The organism is Exiguobacterium sp. KKT215 (assembly GCF_055635335.1).
On the sequence record NZ_CM145756.1, the window covers coordinates 745632 to 761371 of the forward strand.

Here is a 15740-nt window from a genome sequence, read left to right on the forward strand (position 1 = left end):
AGGACGTACGATGAACTTTGAAACGATCATCGGGATCGAGGTGCACGCCGAGCTGAGCACGAAGTCGAAGATTTGGTGTGGCTGCTCGCGCACATACGGTGCCGAAACGAATACACAGACGTGTCCGATTTGTCTCGGACACCCGGGCGTCTTGCCTAAATTGAACGAAGAGGCGGTCAATCTCGCCATCAAGGCCGCGATGGCACTCAACTGCGAAATCGCGACCGATACGAAATTTGACCGCAAGAACTACTTCTATCCGGATACGCCGAAAGCGTACCAAATCTCGCAGTTCGACCAGCCGATCGGTTTCAACGGCCACGTCGACGTCGAAGTCGACGGTGAGATGAAACGGTTCCGCATCGAACGCGTCCATCTCGAAGAAGATGCCGGGAAGATGAACCACACGGGCGAGAAACACTCGGTCGTCGACTTCAACCGGACCGGGTCACCCCTCATCGAAATCGTCAGTGAGGCTGACATGCGTTCACCGAAAGACGCCGTCGCTTATCTTGAGCGCTTGAAAGAAGTGCTCTCGTTCGCGGGCGTCTCGGACGTCAAGATGGAAGAAGGGTCGCTCCGTTGCGACTGTAACATCTCGGTCCGTCCGTTCGGTCAAGAGCCGTTCGGCACGAAGACGGAGCTCAAAAACTTGAACTCGTTCTCGAACGTCTTGAAGGCGCTCGAGTATGAGGAAGACCGTCACCGTAAACTGCTCATCACGGGCGGCGTCATGCGTCAAGAGACGCTCCGTTTTGACGAGGCGGCGAAGAAGACGATCCTCATGCGTGTCAAAGAAGGAGCGGCCGATTACCGCTACTTCCCAGAGCCGGACCTCGTCCGTCTCGAAATCGATGAGGAATGGAAAGAACGCATCCGCGCCACGCTTCCGGAACTTCCGGTCGCACGTCGCGAACGTTATATGAACAACTACGGCTTGTCGGCTTATGACGCCAAGGCGCTCACGTCGACGCGGGAGTTCTCGGACTTCTTCGAAGCGACGACTGCGGCCGGTGCCGAACCGAAAGCGGCAGCGAACTGGCTCATGGGCGAAGTGCTCGGCCACTTGAACAAATCGGACGATACGATCGAGACGATGAAATTGACGCCGAGCTCGCTCGCGGAGTTGATTCGTTTGATTGGAGAAGGTACAATTTCTTCGAAGATCGCCAAACGCGTGTTCACAGCCATGATCGAAGAAGGCGCCGAGCCGAAGGCGTACGTCGAAGCGAACGGTCTCGCCCAAATCTCGGACGAGAACTTGCTCCGCGGCTACATCCTTGACTTGTTCGAAGCGCATCCGCAGATGATTGAAGACTTTAAGAACGGGAAAGACCGTGCCAAAGGCTTTATCATCGGACAGATCATGAAGCAGACGAAAGGGATGGCGAACCCGGCACTCCTCGATGGCTTGTTCCACGAAGAGATCGCCAAACGCTAAACAAGCGGCGAGGCACTTGTGTCTCGCTTTTCGCTCGACTTGAGCATGGGGAGAGAATAGTATGCAACGAAAACGCGCACGGGTCATCTATAACCCGACATCTGGAAAAGAAGTGATCAAACGGGAACTCCCGTACATTTTGAACCGCCTCGAGGATGCGGGTTATGAGACGTCGACGTACGCGACGAAAGCAATCGGCGACGCGACGCTCGAAGCCGTTCGAGCCGCGGAGGCCGAGTTCGACTTGATTATCGCGGCTGGTGGGGACGGGACGCTGAACGAGGTTATCTCGGGACTCGCCCCGCTCGACACGCGTCCGACGATCGGACTCATCCCAGTCGGAACGACGAACGACTTTGCCCGAGCGATGCGGATTCCGCTCAACGTCGTCGGTGCCCTCGACGTCATCTGTGACGGTTTCGAGATGCCGGTCGACCTCGGTGAGATTGAAGGGGAGACAGGGGATATCCACTACTTCATCAATATCGCCGGTGGCGGCATCATGACGGAGCTGTCGTACGAGGTGCCGTCGAAACTGAAGACGGCGCTCGGTCAGCTCGCCTATTACGTCAAAGGGATGGAGAAGCTTCCACTCATCAAGCCGACGTATATCGAGCTCGAGCACGACGAGGGCACGTTCAGCGGCGAGGTCATGATTTTCCTCACGTCGAACTCGAACTCGGTCGGTGGCTTCGAGAAGATTTCACCACACGCCTCACTGAACGACGGACTGTTCGACTTGTTCATCTTGCGCAAGTGTAACTTGTTCGAGTTCATCCACGTCGTCGGTTTGTTGCTCCGTGGTGAGCACTTGTCGAGTCCGCTCGTCGAGCACGTCAAGACGGGACGCGTCAAGATGAAGACGACGACGGAACGGATGAGTCTCAATATCGACGGCGAATACGGCGGCGAATGCACGGGCGAGATGCGAAACTTGTTCCGTCACTTGACGGTGCTCGCACCGAACGCGCGCATCCGTGAGATGGAAGACTTGAACGCCCAGTATGAACGCGAGCAGATGATCAAACAGCTGTTCAACGTGTCAAACGAGAAAGCAGAATGATTCGGCTCGGCGTGGCGCACACGCCGAGCTTTTCGTTCGCTTGGAACGGGTATGAACCAATACACACTATTTTTTGAATCGGGAAAGGAGAGACTCATGTTACCAGTCCAAAAAAATGACCGTCTCGACGTCCACATCCACGACCTCACGCATGAGGGCGCGGGCGTGGCACGCGTCGACGGTTATACGTTGTTCGTCCCGAACGCACTTCCGGGAGAGACCGTGGAGATCGTCGTGACGAAGACGAATAAACAGTACGGGTTCGCCCGCTTGATCGATGTGAAAGAAGCGAGTGCGGACCGCGTTGAGCCACCGTGCCCGATTTTCTATCAGTGCGGGGGCTGTCAGCTCCAACACTTCAGCTACGACGGCCAGCTCCGTCAAAAACGGGACCGTGTCGTCGATGCGTTGAAGCGACTTGGCCAATTCGATGTGCCTGTCCACGAGACGATCGGCATGCCGGAACCATGGCGTTACCGCAACAAGGCGCAAGTGCCGTTCAAAGACGAGGCCGGCCGCCTCGTCGCCGGTTTTTATCGTCCACGTTCGCACGACATCGTCGAGATGAAGGAATGTCTCATCCAAGACGAGCGCAACGATGAGGCCGTCCAAGTCGTCCGTGACGTGCTCGCGGCGCACGGTGTGCCGGCGTACGATGAGAAGACCGGGCGCGGCGTCATCCGCCACGTCATGGCCCGTTACGGCTACCATTCGGGTGAATTGATGATCGTCCTCATCACGAAGACGACGAAAATCAAAGGCGTGAATGAGATTGTCGCCGACATCTTGAAACGTCTGCCGGACGTGACGTCGATCATGCAAAACGTCAACCCGGACAAGACGAACGTCATCTTAGGGTCGACGAACAAATTGTTGTATGGCCATGAGACGATTGAGGACAAAATCGGCGGACTGACGTTCACGATTTCCCCGCACTCGTTCTTCCAAGTCAACCCGATCCAGACGGAGAAGCTGTACGGCAAGGCGCTTGAATACGCGCAACTCACCGGGACCGAGCAAGTCGTCGACGCCTATTGCGGCATCGGGACGATCAGTCTGTTCCTTGCCCGGAAAGCGGCGCACGTATACGGCGTCGAAGTCGTACCGGAAGCGATTGAGGACGCGAAACAGAACGCGCTCGTCAATGAGATCGACAATGTGACGTACGCGTGTGGCGCAGCGGAAGATGTGTTACCGCAGTGGAAGAAGGATGGCATCAATCCTGACGTCATCGTCGTCGATCCACCACGTAAAGGCTGTGCCGAGTCGTTCCTTGAGACGATGGTCGAGATGGCACCGAAGCGGATTGTCTACGTGTCGTGTAACGTCGCGACGCAGGCGCGCGATATGCGTTACCTCGCCGACCGCGGCTACCGACTCGTTGAAGTCACACCGGTCGACATGTTCCCGCATACGGCGCATGTGGAGACGGTGGCGTGGTTAGAGAAAGTGGAATAAGATGAATACAGATGAACCTTCGATTTTGTTTGAAATCGGAGGTTTTTTTAGGATCAAGACGATAAGGAGCGTGTGGATGAAGATTCAGCGTTATGTAGAGTTAGAACTTGATGAGACATTGAGTAATGAAATCAGTGAGTTGTTGGTGGTGTCATTTGAACCGCTCTATCCGAATCGTCGATATTTCAAGCAATTGCCTCACCTCCGTCTTCTCGCTTTTGGGGACGAAGGTCAAGTCGTTGGTCATGTCGGACTAGACTATCGAGTGATGAATTTGAACGGGGAACCGATTCAAGTTCTTGGTGTGATTGATTTATGCGTCAAAAAAGAGATGCAGGGCGACGGTATTGGTAAGGCGTTATTGGATGAGGTCATTGGTGTAGGAGAGACGAATCAAGTCGATTTCCTCTTATTGTTTGCGGACCGACCTGATCTTTATTTACGAGCGGGATTCAACCATGTCAACAACACGTGTACGTGGCTCAAAATCGACGATGAACGGCAGATGACACGTGGAATTGGGGAAGCATCCTTTGATGAGTTGATGATTCGGCCTGTAGGGAATAAAGCATGGTCGGACGGTCATTTGGATTTAGTAGGTTACTTGTACTGAGAACTGAAGATTTTCTCATGAAAAGGAGTGAAGAGGATGCGAAACGTGACAAAAGTGATCCTAGGTATAGTGGGAGTAGCCGTCCTGTTGATTGGGTGGTGGCTCATTTCTCCTATTTTCTTGGACGAGACGGTTGATGAGGGACTTCCGCCGACGTCAATTGACGCAACTGTAGACGAGGAGGGCGAAGCCGAGGAAGCGACGGAACCCCCGTCGTCTGAGGATGACGGCACCGCTAAGGAGTTTGCCGACTTGGCAGGAGTGTTCATGGATGGAGAAAAGAACTATGAAACGTCAGGGAACATTCAAACGATCCGTGCAGAAGACGGCGTGTACCTGCGCTTCGAAGATTTCCAAACGACAAATGGGCCCGACTTGTTCGTCTATTTGATTCAGCCGGAGATGGAGACGACAGAAGGAATTCGTCTAGGCGCATTAAAGGGCAATACCGGGAACCAAAATTATTTGATTCCTGAAGATGTTGATTTCACGCAATACACGACCGTCGTGATCTGGTGTCGGGCGTTCGATGCAACGTTTGGTACGGGAGAGTTAAGTCCACAATAACGCGAATACATTAAAAGTTAAGGCCTTCATCTAATGACATAAGAAAAACAACAACCTTAGTGTGACCGATGAACGGTTTCTCTAAGGTTGTCTGTTTTTTTGAATTATGATTCATGAGGGTCTGTAGAGAACGGATTCTCTTCGTAACTAGAAACGTTATATGAACCAATTGTGCGATACTTTTCAGAAGAAGCGTCACTATCTGACAAGCTATTAGAGACATCAATAGATAAAGCATCATTTATGATTTTGTATAAATAGGTCGGATCTGGCACTTCATTGATGGCAGCCATGACGAGGGCATTTCTAAGGTAACCAGCGTTATTAGAAAGCAATTCTGCATTAAAAGACAAATTATGATGTTGAGCGAAAAGTTTCATGAAAACAGAAACGGTACGGGTATTCCCTTCGCGAAAAGGATGAACCCGCCACAAATCTGTCATTAGCTTAGCGAAATAGATGGGCAGTCGTATATTTTGATGGGTCCATGTGATTTTTTGTTTCCAATCAAAGATAGATGCTAAGTCCGTTTGAATCTGCAAAGAATCACTGTAAATCACAGATATACCGCCCAAAATTCGCTCATTTTTATAGATATTGATTGAGCGAAAATCGCCGGCCCATTCATATAGTTCGTTGAATAGATGTCGATGGATTTGTTGTAGAGAATGATAACTATCGAAGTCTACTTTCGAAATGAGCGATTCGATTTCTAATAAGTTTGCAATGATAAGTTGCGCTTCAACAGTAATCAGTTGTTGCTCGTCAGTTATCCCAAGCTTATTTATAAGCACACTTGTATTGGGGTAAACGTAAGGATCCATTAGGATTGCTGTGCTTTCGCATACTGCTCCATAATGGCTTGTTTAAACTGAGCTGAAGTGATCTCGCCATTTTCATATCGACTTAGCAATTTTTGTGTGAAAGGACTTGGTTTTCCCCCATCGATTGCAGCCATACCAACTGCAAATTTCACTTGTTTTTGACGTTCGATATATGAATTCTTATCCACTTTTCTCACCCTTTTCACTTTGATCAAATTATTTACAATTATATCATACACGGAAAATCTTTTTTGAAGAGGCAACTTATTTTCAGCTGCTCTCAAAGCTATCTAAATGCACGTAACAAAAGACGGGCATTGAGGCCCGTCTTTTGTTTACAATGCTTTACCGATGACAGCTTCCCGTTCAGGAGCAGTGTCTTCGCGCATCGCATCAATTTCTTTATATTCGTTCGTATCTTTCCACAACTCATCTTTCAACGGATTGAGTTTGTATTTGACAATCCGTATCACTTGCCAGACGGCGAGGACGACGTTCAGTGCCAAACTGAGCAGGGCGATCGTCCAGTTCGCTGCCGGGTTGTATGACACACTCACATTGAACGTGCTACCGACAGCAAAGAAGTAAGGGAACGTCATGACCCACATCATCCAAAACGAAAGCGTCTGGGCACGGTTTTGCATCCATGTACCTTTTGCCCATAAGAGTACGGGCACTGTCGCAGCGATGTTCAAAGCGAAGCCTGAGTAAAAAGCGTTACCCGGTGCACATGAATAGACGTAGGCGATGTTCCAAACACCATAGGCGATAATCCATAGCTTCGTCTGGTCGGGCCAGAGCATGTCTTTCTTTTTACCAGATGTCGCGAAGATCCCGACCCAGCCGCAGATGAGGACCAAGTTCAAAATTCCCGCGACGGCGTTCACATAGTTCCAACCGCCCGAGATGTAGTACATTCCATCGACCATCCCTTCGAATCCCATGATCCCGACTTGGAACTCTCGAACGACGGCCTCGGCGATGTTAAGTGCCAAAATACCTGGGACAAGCATCAAATACCATGGATGCTTCTTATGGTAATCGGTGAAGCGGATGACCATGTAAATCAAGCTTCCGGCCAATGCTGAATACACTTTCACCCAATGGAACCATGAGGTGATTTCAGGATCGGCGGTGAAAAACCAAATCGGGGTCAAGGCGATTGGTACGGCCATGAACATGAAGATACTTGCTTTTTTGTTAGATCGTACGATTTCATTCAACCCGATCAATAGACCGAAGACGACGAACCACATCACGACATTGTACCAAGGGATAGACTCAAAGAAGAACATACGATAACGCCCCTTTCATTTTTAAAGGATAGTGATGAAGCAACGATGAAAAGATAATGTCTTTAAACATACCGAACGTTCGTTATGTTTATGTGAAAAGTGTAACAAACTAATAAAAGCGATGTCAATACGGTTTGGTACGTCACAGGGACATGTCATAAATCTGACAAATCATTATGATATAATTAGCCATTATTACGTGAGGAGCGTCGGGCATATGATGAACGAAGGAAAACAAAAGATATTAGAAGCGGCGCGAGCGACGATTATCGAACACGGGATTCAAGGTACGACGCTTCGGGGAATCGCAAAAAAAGCAGGCTTTAGCACGGGCGCGATCTATCATTATTACAGTTCGAAAGAGGCTATTCTGTATGACGTGATGGACGAAGGATTAGGTGAGATTCGACGAATCGCGACCATCTCGATTGAAGATAAGAAAGAGGCCCGCGAAATCATTCAAGAAATCTTTGATGGGATGCAAGACCGACTCAAAAAAGATGCGGAAAGCCGGTTGCAGTTTTATTTGGCTCACGAGGCGATGCTCGGGAATGTGGAGTTACAAAATAAGTTTAAAGAAAAATACGAGGATTGGATCAATCGCGTCGAAGCCATCTTTGTGAGAGCGTACGGCGTTGAACGCGGACCCTCGACGAGAGCGGTCGCCGCGTGGACGATGGCAGCAATTGATGGGATGGTCCTCCAAACGTTATTGAATGTTCAAGTTGTCGAATCTGAGCATACGAATCGTATATTAGAGTATTTGCTGCAGGACGGGTTTACACACTTCTTTAAAGTCATCGAAAATGAACAACGCTGAGCTTTTTAAAGTATTGTCAGTTGATACATTCCCCCGTCCATAATAAGATAGATAAAGTGATTTTATTGGATTGACTACGAAAGGGAATGATTTTGATGAAAGAAAACTTCTGGCGCGATCTGCCGCGTCCATTCTTTATACTTGCCCCGATGGAAGACGTGACCGATGTCGTCTTCCGTCACGTCGTCGCCCATGCCGGCCGACCTGACGTCTTTTTCACCGAGTTCGCGAACTCGGACAGCTATTGCCATCCAGAAGGGAAAGGCAGCCTGCGCGGACGTTTGACGTTCACCGAGGACGAGCAGCCGATGGTCGCTCACATTTGGGGTGACAACCCGGACTATTTCCGCGAGATGAGCATCGGTATGGCCGAGATGGGCTATAAAGGCCTCGACATCAATATGGGTTGCCCGGTACCGAACGTGGCCAAACGCGGAAAAGGGAGCGGACTCATCCTTCGTCCTGACGTCGCAGCGGAACTCATCCAAGCGGCGAAAGCCGGCGGAATCCCGGTCAGCGTCAAGACGCGTCTCGGATTCGCGAAGCTTGACGAGTGGCGTGACTGGTTGACACATCTCTTGAAGCAAGACATCGCCAACTTGTCGATTCACTTGCGCACACGCAACGAGATGAGTAAAGTCGACGCGCACTGGGAGATGATCCCGGATATCGTGAAACTGCGTGACGAGATTGCACCGGACACGCTCATCACGATTAACGGCGATATCCTCGACCGTCAGATGGGATTAGAACTCGTCGAGAAATATGGCGTCGACGGCGTCATGATCGGCCGCGGGATTTTCAAGAACCCGTTCGCATTCGAGAAAGAGCCGCGTGAGCACTCGATGGAAGAGCACCTCGACTTGCTTCGTCTACAACTCGATTTGCAAGATAAGTTCCAAGAAGAGGTGCCGCGTTCAATCTCGAACTTGCACCGCTTCTTCAAGATTTACGTGAAAGGGTTCCGCGGGGCGAGCGACCTCCGTGTGAAGCTCATGGACACGAAATCGACAGACGAAGTGAGGGAGCACCTTGATGCGTTCGTCGAGAACTATCATAAAGAAGAAGCTGCGCTTGCCGAAGCGGCGTCGACAGTCGAATAATGTTTTACCGGGATTCAGTGTATACTGGGTCCCTTTTTGTATGAAAAATAGTAGATGGGCGATGAAACGTTTGGTCGGGCTACTTCGTATGAAGTGGATGGAAGGGGAGGCTAAACATGAACGAATGGCGTGAATCAGCGGTCGGTCTTGGGCTTGTGTTTGGAACGGCTGGCGGACTACTCATCTCTGTCTTACTCGATTTTCCGTCCATGTATGGCATTGTCATCGGTTCAATCATTGGGTATTGGATTGGACTGATTATCTCGATCCGTGCGATGAAACGATAACGACCCATTATTAATACAGGAGGAGTGTTTCTATATGAGTGAATTCCAATTTATTGCGAGCAATCACCCACTAAAAGAAGTCGAAAATCCATATATCGAGTTCTTATCGATCAACGAGGCTATCAAAAAAGGTGTCATCTTGCCTGACATGCTCACAGACGATGAGGACCTCGACCGTGACGAAAAGATTTTGATGAATGTCGAGTCGGAAGAGCAGCTCGACGAGATTGAGATCAAGCGCGACTTGTACTATGACGTGGAGAATGTTGAGGCGTACTCGGAAAAACCACACGTCGTGGAATTACGTTGGCGTTATACGGATGCGAGAGCCGAACAGCTCGTTGAGTATATCGTCGACCAACTCGAGACAGCAGATGAGGTTGAGATTTGGAAAGTGTGGGTCGATGAACAGACCGAACCAAGCGTCAAGTCAATCACGCGCGACGAGTTGACGATTGATGCGCTACGTTTTTTAGGTGCAGATGGGTTCGATCGGCCGGAATGCCTTCGCGTGACAAAAGCATAACCTGACCGAACGAGATGTCTCGTTCGGTTTTTTGTTTTGTCTCCTCACTTGAAAAAGACTGCTATATTATGAAGAGAAGAGTCAGGAGGGAATCAGATGCACATTTTAATCGTTGAAGACGACCGGACAATCGCCTCCGGTCTCCAATATTCGCTCGAACAAGAACAATTCACGACGACGTTGTGCCAGAACGCGACCGACGCGACACGTTTGATTAAACAACAGTTACATACGATCGACCTGTGTCTATTCGATTTGTCGTTGCCGGACGGGAGCGGCTATGAGTTGTGTCGGCTCGTAAAACAAAAACAGGATACACCTGTCATCTTTTTGACAGCGTTCGATGATGAAGTGAACGTCGTCATGGGACTCGATATGGGGGCGGACGACTACATCACGAAACCGTTCCGGGTCCGTGAACTCATCTCACGGATTCACTCGGTGTTGCGCCGCTGCAATAAACAAGCCAGCTCGCCCGTTTTGACAATCGGGGCGGTTGAAATCAATACCCAAGACGCCAAAGTCAAAAAAGATGGAAGCGAGATCCTGTTGACGGCGCTCGAGTATCGTTTACTGCTCATCTTCGGGAAACATACGGGCCAAGTGTTGTCCCGGGCCCAGTTGCTCGACCAGATTTGGGACATGGGCGGGGACTTCGTGAATGACAATACGTTGACCGTCTATATTAAACGGTTACGTGAGAAGCTCGAGGACGACCCGCAGCGGCCAACGTTGATTAAGACGGTTCGTGGCATCGGCTATAAGGTGGAACGCTGACATGTTGCGAAATAAAGAAATTCGAATTTATTTGCTAAGCGTCTTTGCAATCATCAGCTTGGCCGTAGGGGTGGCGCTGTTCATCTCGCGCGAAGCGATGCTCCTCGTCATCATCCTATCAATTGCACTCTTGATGGCGACCTATCGCTTCACGGTGTGGCGCTATCGGGAGATTGATCAGCTGTCGAGCTACCTCCAAGAAATCAGCAACGGTAACTATAAACTCGATGTCCGCGACAACCGTGAAGGCGAGCTCAGTCTATTGAAGAGCCAAATCTATAAAGTGACGAAGATGCTGTCGGAACAAGGGACGCATCTCGAAGAAGACAAGCAGAAGTTGACGGATGCCATCTCCGACATCTCCCATCAGTTGAAGACCCCGCTCACCTCGATGACCGTCATGGCGGATTTACTCAGTGACCCGCGGCTGTCGGATGACAAGCGTCAAGAGTTCACGCATAACGTGCAGGTGCAGCTCGAGCGGATGGAATGGCTCGTCTCGTCACTGCTCAAGCTGTCTAAAATCGATGCCGGGACGATTCATTTCAAACGGGAACCGGTGTCCGTCCCCGTGCTCGTTCAAGCCGTGACGGAACCGATGCTCGTGCCGATCGATATTAAAATGCAAAGGCTCCAAATCGCGGGTGAGGGCGACGTCACGTTCGAAGGCGATTTAAAGTGGACGACCGAGGCGCTCATCAACATCTTAAAGAATTGCGTCGAGCATACACCGGAACAAGGCGAGCTGTTCATCGATTACAGTGAGAACACACTGTATACGGAAATCGTCATTCGCGACACGGGGAGCGGCATCGCCAAGCAAGACATCCCGTATATTTTCCAACGTTTTTATAAGGGTATGAATGCGAGTGACGACAGCGTCGGCATCGGGCTCGCCATGGCTCACAGCATCATCACGAGCCAGCAAGGTGGACTGACCGTCCGCAGTGAACGCGGAGCTGGGACTGCGTTTCAAATTCGATTCTACAAAGCAATCGTCTAATCGCTTAAGTGACGAAACAGTCACTTTCGAGTCACGGACGTGTCACACTCGCTCGGTACACTCAAAGTAGATCAAGTTACTGGAGGGTGCAACCATGAATATATTAGAAGTGCAAAATTTATCAAAAGTATACGGGAAAGACGAGATGGAAGTCCGGGCGCTCGATGACGTGTCGTTCACCGTGAAAAAAGGTGAGTTCGTCTGTATCGTCGGACCGTCGGGCTCGGGAAAGTCGACGTTGTTACATTTGCTCGGCGGCGTCGATGTCCCGACGAGTGGACAGGTGTTGATCGACAACACGGATATTTATAAATTGGACGAGACGCAGCTCGCCATCTTCCGTCGCCGTCAAATCGGTTTGATTTATCAATTTTACAACTTGATCCCGATCTTGACGGTCGAGGAGAACATTACGTTGCCGATGTTGTTGGACGAACAAAAAGTCGACGCCGCCCATTTGGAGCGCATCATCGGCATCCTTGGTCTGTCGAACCGATTGACGCATCTGCCGAACCAACTGTCTGGCGGGCAGCAGCAACGGGTCTCCATAGGTCGGGCGCTCATCAGCAACCCGGCCATCATCTTGGCCGATGAGCCGACGGGGAACCTGGACAGTCAAAACAGTGAAGAGATCATGAGCCTCCTGAAACTGTTCAACAAGAAGTTCAATCAGACGCTCATCATCATCACGCATGACGAACGGATCGCCTTGCAGGCGGACCGGATCATCTCAATCGAGGATGGGAAGATTGCGAAGAACGAGGTCGTCCGCTCATGAACATCATCAATAAAATGACGCTTCGACACTTGCGCGAGAACAAGCGGCGCTCGCTCGTCACTATCATCGGGGTCATCATCTCGGTGGCGATGATTACGGCCGTGACAACACTGGGTTCGTCGTTCCTGGACTTGATGATCCGTCAAGACATCGCGGACAATGGGGAATGGCACGTCCAATACATCAACACGAATGAGGAGCAGGTCGAGGCGATTCGAAATGATGCATCGACGAAGGACGTCATCCTATCAAGTGACGGCTATGCGGAATTAAACGAATCGCAGAATGCGTATAAACCGTACTTATACGTCCGGAACTATAACACGTCGGGGCTGAAAAACTTTCCCATCGACTTGACGGACGGGCGTTTGCCGAACAAAGAAGGCGAAGTCGTCATTTCCGAGGCCATCCGTCAAAATGCGCAAGTCACGTACAACATCGGTGATCAATTGACGCTTGATGTCGGTGAGCGCGTGGACGAGTCGTCCGGTCGGGTGTTGACCCAAAACGATGGATTGATCCGCGAAGGGGAGACAATTCTTGAACAGTTGAAGGTTGAAGATACGGTAACGTTGACCGTCGTCGGCACAATGACGCGCCCGGCCTGGGAGCCGACTTGGTCGCCAGGTTATACGGTCGTCGGATACATTGACGACAAAGCGTTGAACGGTGCGACCGTCGATACGTTCGTTGCCTTGAACGATGTCGATAACTCGATTTACTCGGATACGGAACGAGTGATGAACGAACAGAAAATTGAAGGGGTCGCCTATAACTCATCGTTGCTTCGCTATTACGGAGTGACAGACGACGGCGGATTGCGTAAGACGTTGTATGGTTTCGTCGGGATCATCATGACGGTCATCGTCATCGGCTCGATTTCGCTCATCTATAACGCGTTCGCCATCAGCGTATCTGAGCGCTCCCGTTATCTCGGGATGCTCGCGAGTGTCGGGGCGACGAAACGGCAAAAACGAAACTCGGTCTTCTTTGAAGGATTGATTATCGGAGGGATTAGCATCCCAATCGGTATCATCGCCGGGGTGACCGGAATCGGAGTCACGTTCTTGTTCATCAATGCCTTTGCTGAGAAAGCGCTCAATGTGACGGAGAAGTTTGAGGTCGTCGTCACACCAATCACGCTCCTGTTGACGGTGCTCATTTCGAGCGTAACAATCTTCATTTCCTGCTACCTGCCGGCCCGCCGCGCATCTAAGATTTCGGCGATTGATGCGATTCGTCAAACCCAGGACGTGCGACTGACGTCGAAGAACGTGAAGACCTCGAAACTCGTGCGACGGATCTTCGGATTGGAAGCGGAGATTGGGCTGAAAAACACAAAACGCAACCGGAAACGGTATTTGGCGACGGTGTTCTCGCTCGTCATCAGTATCGTGCTGTTTTTAGTCGTCAGTTACTTCACGGATCGACTCGAACAGTCACTCGAGATGTCACAAGGCACGTACGAGTTCGACATTCTCGTGAACGGGTCGAATCTCAGTAAAGATGACTTACGTCGCTATGAGACGTTGGATCATGTGACGAGCGGGACGTACTTCGAGAATACGACCGTCCAGACGGTGGTTGACGAAGCGCGGTTACCGAGCGCGGTCACCGAGAATGAAGACTTGGTGTCCACGTTCGTCGATGGGAAATTTGTGTACTACGTTTCTCTTTATCAATTAGATGATGAAAGTTTCGATGCGTACTTGAAGCAGATCGGGGCAGCCGCCAGCAATTTTGAAGACGGAGAGATACCGGGTGCCGTCTTGATTGATGAAATTTCATATCAAGACGTCGACAAGAAGAAATTTGTGAATTCGAAGACGATTGAGACCAAAATCGGTGATACGCTCGAACTCCGGGACGAGAACGCAACGGACGAGGCGGCACCACTTAAAACGATCAAAATCGGAGCCATGACCGACGTTGCCCCGACCGGTGTGATGACGAGTTCACTCGGATGGCTCGATGTGATTGTTCGGGAAGGGACGTTCGAAGAGGATGCGATTGGTCAATTGATGAAGCAATCGAGTCCATCAATCGCTTTGAACACGAGTAATCCCGAAGCGACGCAACAAGTGATTGAAGCGGAACAAAATATGGACCAATATATCTTCAACGTGTCGGAGCAACGTGAACAACAAGAGCAGGTGTTGTTGCTGTTATCGATTTTCGTCTATGGGTTCATCGTCTTGATTTCGCTCATCTCGGTGGCGAACATCTTCAACACAATCTCGACGAGCGTCTCACTCCGCCGCCGCGAATTCGCGATGCTACGGTCGGTTGGGATGACACCGAAAGGGTTCAACAAGATGGTGTACTATGAGAGCATTTTCTACGGCATGAAAGCATTGGCGTATGGGGTGCCGATCAGTGTTCTGATCATGTACCTGATTTACCGGGCGCAGATCAACACGTTCGAAGCACCGTTCACGTTGCCGTGGGGCGATATCTTGTTCGTCACGGTCATAATTTTCCTGATCGTTGGTTCTTCGATGGTATACGCGATTTCGAAAGTGAAGTCGGATAATATCATCGACCGTTTGAAGCAAGAGAATAACTAATATGCATGGAAAGGGATTCAGTGTCTACTGAGTCCCTTTTTTGTAAACTAAGAATGAGAAAAGAGGTGGGAGAATGGACATCCGAGAAGTATTGAGTGGCGGAGATTTGCGCTCGGTCGGCCACGTCGATGAGGTCGTCGCCTACGTCGGGAACGACCCGGACCGATTCAACGAATTGATGACCGGCTTGACCGATGACCGTCCCGTCGTTCGGATGCGGAGCGCAGACGCGATGGAGAAAGTGACACGCCGTCATCCAAAGTTGCTTCAAGCGCATCAAGCGTCCTTGTTCCAACAGTTACATCGTGCCACTCAACAAGAAGTGAGGTGGCACTTGGCGCAACTCATGCCACGGCTGATGTGGACGGAAGACGAGGCGGCCGACGTCGTTCATATGCTCACCGATTGGATTGCTACGGAGACTAGCGCCATCGTCATCGTCAACTCCTTGCAGGCGATCTTCGACTTGAGCGCCGAGCATTCACGCTTCCGTGACGACCTGAAAACCTTGCTCGAATCGCAATTCGAGACGGGGAGTCCAGCCGTGAAGAGCCGCTCAAAAAAACTATTAAAGAAGTTGTGACCGATGGACTTCATTTCCGGTCTATAAAGATGTAA

The 15740-nt window shown here is 50.5% G+C and carries 17 protein-coding genes; 14 read left to right on the plus strand and 3 right to left on the minus strand.

What is annotated here, in order from left to right:
- Nucleotides 1-10 precede the first annotated feature (10 nt).
- From gatB to ACZ2GZ_RS03940, 5 genes are all read left to right on the plus strand, one after another.
- Nucleotides 11-1441 carry an Asp-tRNA(Asn)/Glu-tRNA(Gln) amidotransferase subunit GatB gene (gene gatB / locus ACZ2GZ_RS03920; RefSeq protein ID WP_021066489.1) on the plus strand — a complete coding sequence of 477 codons (1431 nt, stop codon included), beginning with the start codon at nt 11-13 and terminating at the stop codon, nt 1439-1441.
- Between the two features lie 61 nt (nt 1442-1502).
- Nucleotides 1503-2504, plus strand: a complete 1002-nt coding sequence (locus ACZ2GZ_RS03925) for a diacylglycerol kinase (protein ID WP_029594954.1) — start codon at nt 1503-1505, stop codon at nt 2502-2504.
- Between the two features lie 96 nt (nt 2505-2600).
- Nucleotides 2601-3962, plus strand: coding sequence for a 23S rRNA (uracil(1939)-C(5))-methyltransferase RlmD (gene rlmD / locus ACZ2GZ_RS03930; protein WP_029594955.1), 1362 nt, complete (start codon nt 2601-2603; stop codon nt 3960-3962).
- Between the two features lie 76 nt (nt 3963-4038).
- Nucleotides 4039-4575, plus strand: a complete 537-nt coding sequence (locus tag ACZ2GZ_RS03935) for a GNAT family N-acetyltransferase (RefSeq protein WP_029594956.1) — start codon at nt 4039-4041, stop codon at nt 4573-4575.
- Between the two features lie 36 nt (nt 4576-4611).
- Complete coding sequence (locus ACZ2GZ_RS03940) at nt 4612-5142, plus strand: DM13 domain-containing protein (protein ID WP_029594957.1); 531 nt, start codon at nt 4612-4614, stop codon at nt 5140-5142.
- Between the two features lie 104 nt (nt 5143-5246).
- Here ACZ2GZ_RS03940 and ACZ2GZ_RS03945 read toward each other — a convergent pair whose 3' ends face one another.
- From ACZ2GZ_RS03945 to ACZ2GZ_RS03955, 3 genes are all read right to left on the minus strand, one after another.
- Nucleotides 5247-5966 carry a Fic/DOC family protein gene (locus ACZ2GZ_RS03945; protein ID WP_029594958.1) on the minus strand — a complete coding sequence of 240 codons (720 nt, stop codon included), beginning with the start codon at nt 5964-5966 and terminating at the stop codon, nt 5247-5249.
- Nucleotides 5966-6154: an antitoxin VbhA family protein gene (locus ACZ2GZ_RS03950; RefSeq protein WP_029594959.1), complete on the minus strand. Its 189-nt coding sequence runs from the start codon at nt 6152-6154 to the stop codon at nt 5966-5968. Before ACZ2GZ_RS03950 ends, ACZ2GZ_RS03945 begins: the two co-directional genes overlap by 1 nt.
- Nucleotides 6155-6301: 147 nt before the next feature.
- A complete protein-coding gene (locus ACZ2GZ_RS03955; RefSeq protein ID WP_029594960.1) occupies nt 6302-7261 on the minus strand; it encodes a DUF5692 family protein in 960 nt (319 codons plus the stop codon).
- A 217-nt stretch (nt 7262-7478) separates the two neighbouring features.
- On the opposite strand from ACZ2GZ_RS03955, the gene ACZ2GZ_RS03960 reads away from it, so the two are divergent.
- The 9 genes from ACZ2GZ_RS03960 to ACZ2GZ_RS04000 all read left to right on the plus strand — a co-directional run bounded on the left by ACZ2GZ_RS03960 (nt 7479) and on the right by ACZ2GZ_RS04000 (nt 15705).
- The gene (locus ACZ2GZ_RS03960; protein WP_029594961.1) at nt 7479-8081 is read left to right on the plus strand and encodes a TetR/AcrR family transcriptional regulator; all 603 of its coding nucleotides are present in this window, start codon (nt 7479-7481) and stop codon (nt 8079-8081) included.
- Nucleotides 8082-8176: 95 nt separating this feature from the next.
- The gene (locus ACZ2GZ_RS03965) at nt 8177-9184 is read left to right on the plus strand and encodes a tRNA dihydrouridine synthase (protein ID WP_029594962.1); all 1008 of its coding nucleotides are present in this window, start codon (nt 8177-8179) and stop codon (nt 9182-9184) included.
- Nucleotides 9185-9300: 116 nt separating this feature from the next.
- Nucleotides 9301-9471, plus strand: coding sequence for a hypothetical protein (locus ACZ2GZ_RS03970; protein ID WP_158001039.1), 171 nt, complete (start codon nt 9301-9303; stop codon nt 9469-9471).
- Nucleotides 9472-9505: 34 nt separating this feature from the next.
- Nucleotides 9506-9997 (plus strand): hypothetical protein, encoded by a 492-nt coding sequence (locus tag ACZ2GZ_RS03975; RefSeq protein WP_029594963.1) that lies wholly within the window; start codon nt 9506-9508, stop codon nt 9995-9997.
- 96 nt (nt 9998-10093) lie between these two features.
- Nucleotides 10094-10774, plus strand: coding sequence for a response regulator transcription factor (locus ACZ2GZ_RS03980; RefSeq protein ID WP_029594964.1), 681 nt, complete (start codon nt 10094-10096; stop codon nt 10772-10774).
- A 1-nt stretch (nt 10775) separates the two neighbouring features.
- Nucleotides 10776-11777, plus strand: coding sequence for a sensor histidine kinase (locus tag ACZ2GZ_RS03985; RefSeq protein ID WP_029594965.1), 1002 nt, complete (start codon nt 10776-10778; stop codon nt 11775-11777).
- A gap of 94 nt (nt 11778-11871) precedes the next feature.
- Nucleotides 11872-12555: an ABC transporter ATP-binding protein gene (locus ACZ2GZ_RS03990; RefSeq protein WP_029594966.1), complete on the plus strand. Its 684-nt coding sequence runs from the start codon at nt 11872-11874 to the stop codon at nt 12553-12555.
- Entirely contained in the window at nt 12552-15122 is a 2571-nt protein-coding gene (locus tag ACZ2GZ_RS03995; RefSeq protein ID WP_029594967.1) for an ABC transporter permease, read from the plus strand. Before ACZ2GZ_RS03990 ends, ACZ2GZ_RS03995 begins: the two co-directional genes overlap by 4 nt.
- A gap of 73 nt (nt 15123-15195) precedes the next feature.
- Nucleotides 15196-15705, plus strand: coding sequence for a HEAT repeat domain-containing protein (locus ACZ2GZ_RS04000; RefSeq protein ID WP_029594968.1), 510 nt, complete (start codon nt 15196-15198; stop codon nt 15703-15705).
- Nucleotides 15706-15740: the final 35 nt, after the last annotated feature.

Excerpts from the sequence above, each read along its gene's own strand:
- gatB (WP_021066489.1), top strand. The coding sequence starts at position 11 with ATGAACTTTGAAACGATCATCGGGATCGAGGTGCACGCCGAGCTGAGC.
- ACZ2GZ_RS03925 (WP_029594954.1), top strand. The coding sequence starts at position 1,503 with ATGCAACGAAAACGCGCACGGGTCATCTATAACCCGACATCTGGAAAA.
- rlmD (WP_029594955.1), top strand. The coding sequence starts at position 2,601 with ATGTTACCAGTCCAAAAAAATGACCGTCTCGACGTCCACATCCACGAC.
- ACZ2GZ_RS03935 (WP_029594956.1), top strand. The coding sequence starts at position 4,039 with ATGAAGATTCAGCGTTATGTAGAGTTAGAACTTGATGAGACATTGAGT.
- ACZ2GZ_RS03940 (WP_029594957.1), top strand. The coding sequence starts at position 4,612 with ATGCGAAACGTGACAAAAGTGATCCTAGGTATAGTGGGAGTAGCCGTC.
- ACZ2GZ_RS03945 (WP_029594958.1), bottom strand. The coding sequence starts at position 5,966 with ATGGATCCTTACGTTTACCCCAATACAAGTGTGCTTATAAATAAGCTT.
- ACZ2GZ_RS03955 (WP_029594960.1), bottom strand. The coding sequence starts at position 7,261 with ATGTTCTTCTTTGAGTCTATCCCTTGGTACAATGTCGTGATGTGGTTC.
- ACZ2GZ_RS03960 (WP_029594961.1), top strand. The coding sequence starts at position 7,479 with ATGATGAACGAAGGAAAACAAAAGATATTAGAAGCGGCGCGAGCGACG.
- ACZ2GZ_RS03965 (WP_029594962.1), top strand. The coding sequence starts at position 8,177 with ATGAAAGAAAACTTCTGGCGCGATCTGCCGCGTCCATTCTTTATACTT.
- ACZ2GZ_RS03970 (WP_158001039.1), top strand. The coding sequence starts at position 9,301 with ATGAACGAATGGCGTGAATCAGCGGTCGGTCTTGGGCTTGTGTTTGGA.
- ACZ2GZ_RS03975 (WP_029594963.1), top strand. The coding sequence starts at position 9,506 with ATGAGTGAATTCCAATTTATTGCGAGCAATCACCCACTAAAAGAAGTC.
- ACZ2GZ_RS03980 (WP_029594964.1), top strand. The coding sequence starts at position 10,094 with ATGCACATTTTAATCGTTGAAGACGACCGGACAATCGCCTCCGGTCTC.
- ACZ2GZ_RS03985 (WP_029594965.1), top strand. The coding sequence starts at position 10,776 with ATGTTGCGAAATAAAGAAATTCGAATTTATTTGCTAAGCGTCTTTGCA.
- ACZ2GZ_RS03990 (WP_029594966.1), top strand. The coding sequence starts at position 11,872 with ATGAATATATTAGAAGTGCAAAATTTATCAAAAGTATACGGGAAAGAC.
- ACZ2GZ_RS03995 (WP_029594967.1), top strand. The coding sequence starts at position 12,552 with ATGAACATCATCAATAAAATGACGCTTCGACACTTGCGCGAGAACAAG.
- ACZ2GZ_RS04000 (WP_029594968.1), top strand. The coding sequence starts at position 15,196 with ATGGACATCCGAGAAGTATTGAGTGGCGGAGATTTGCGCTCGGTCGGC.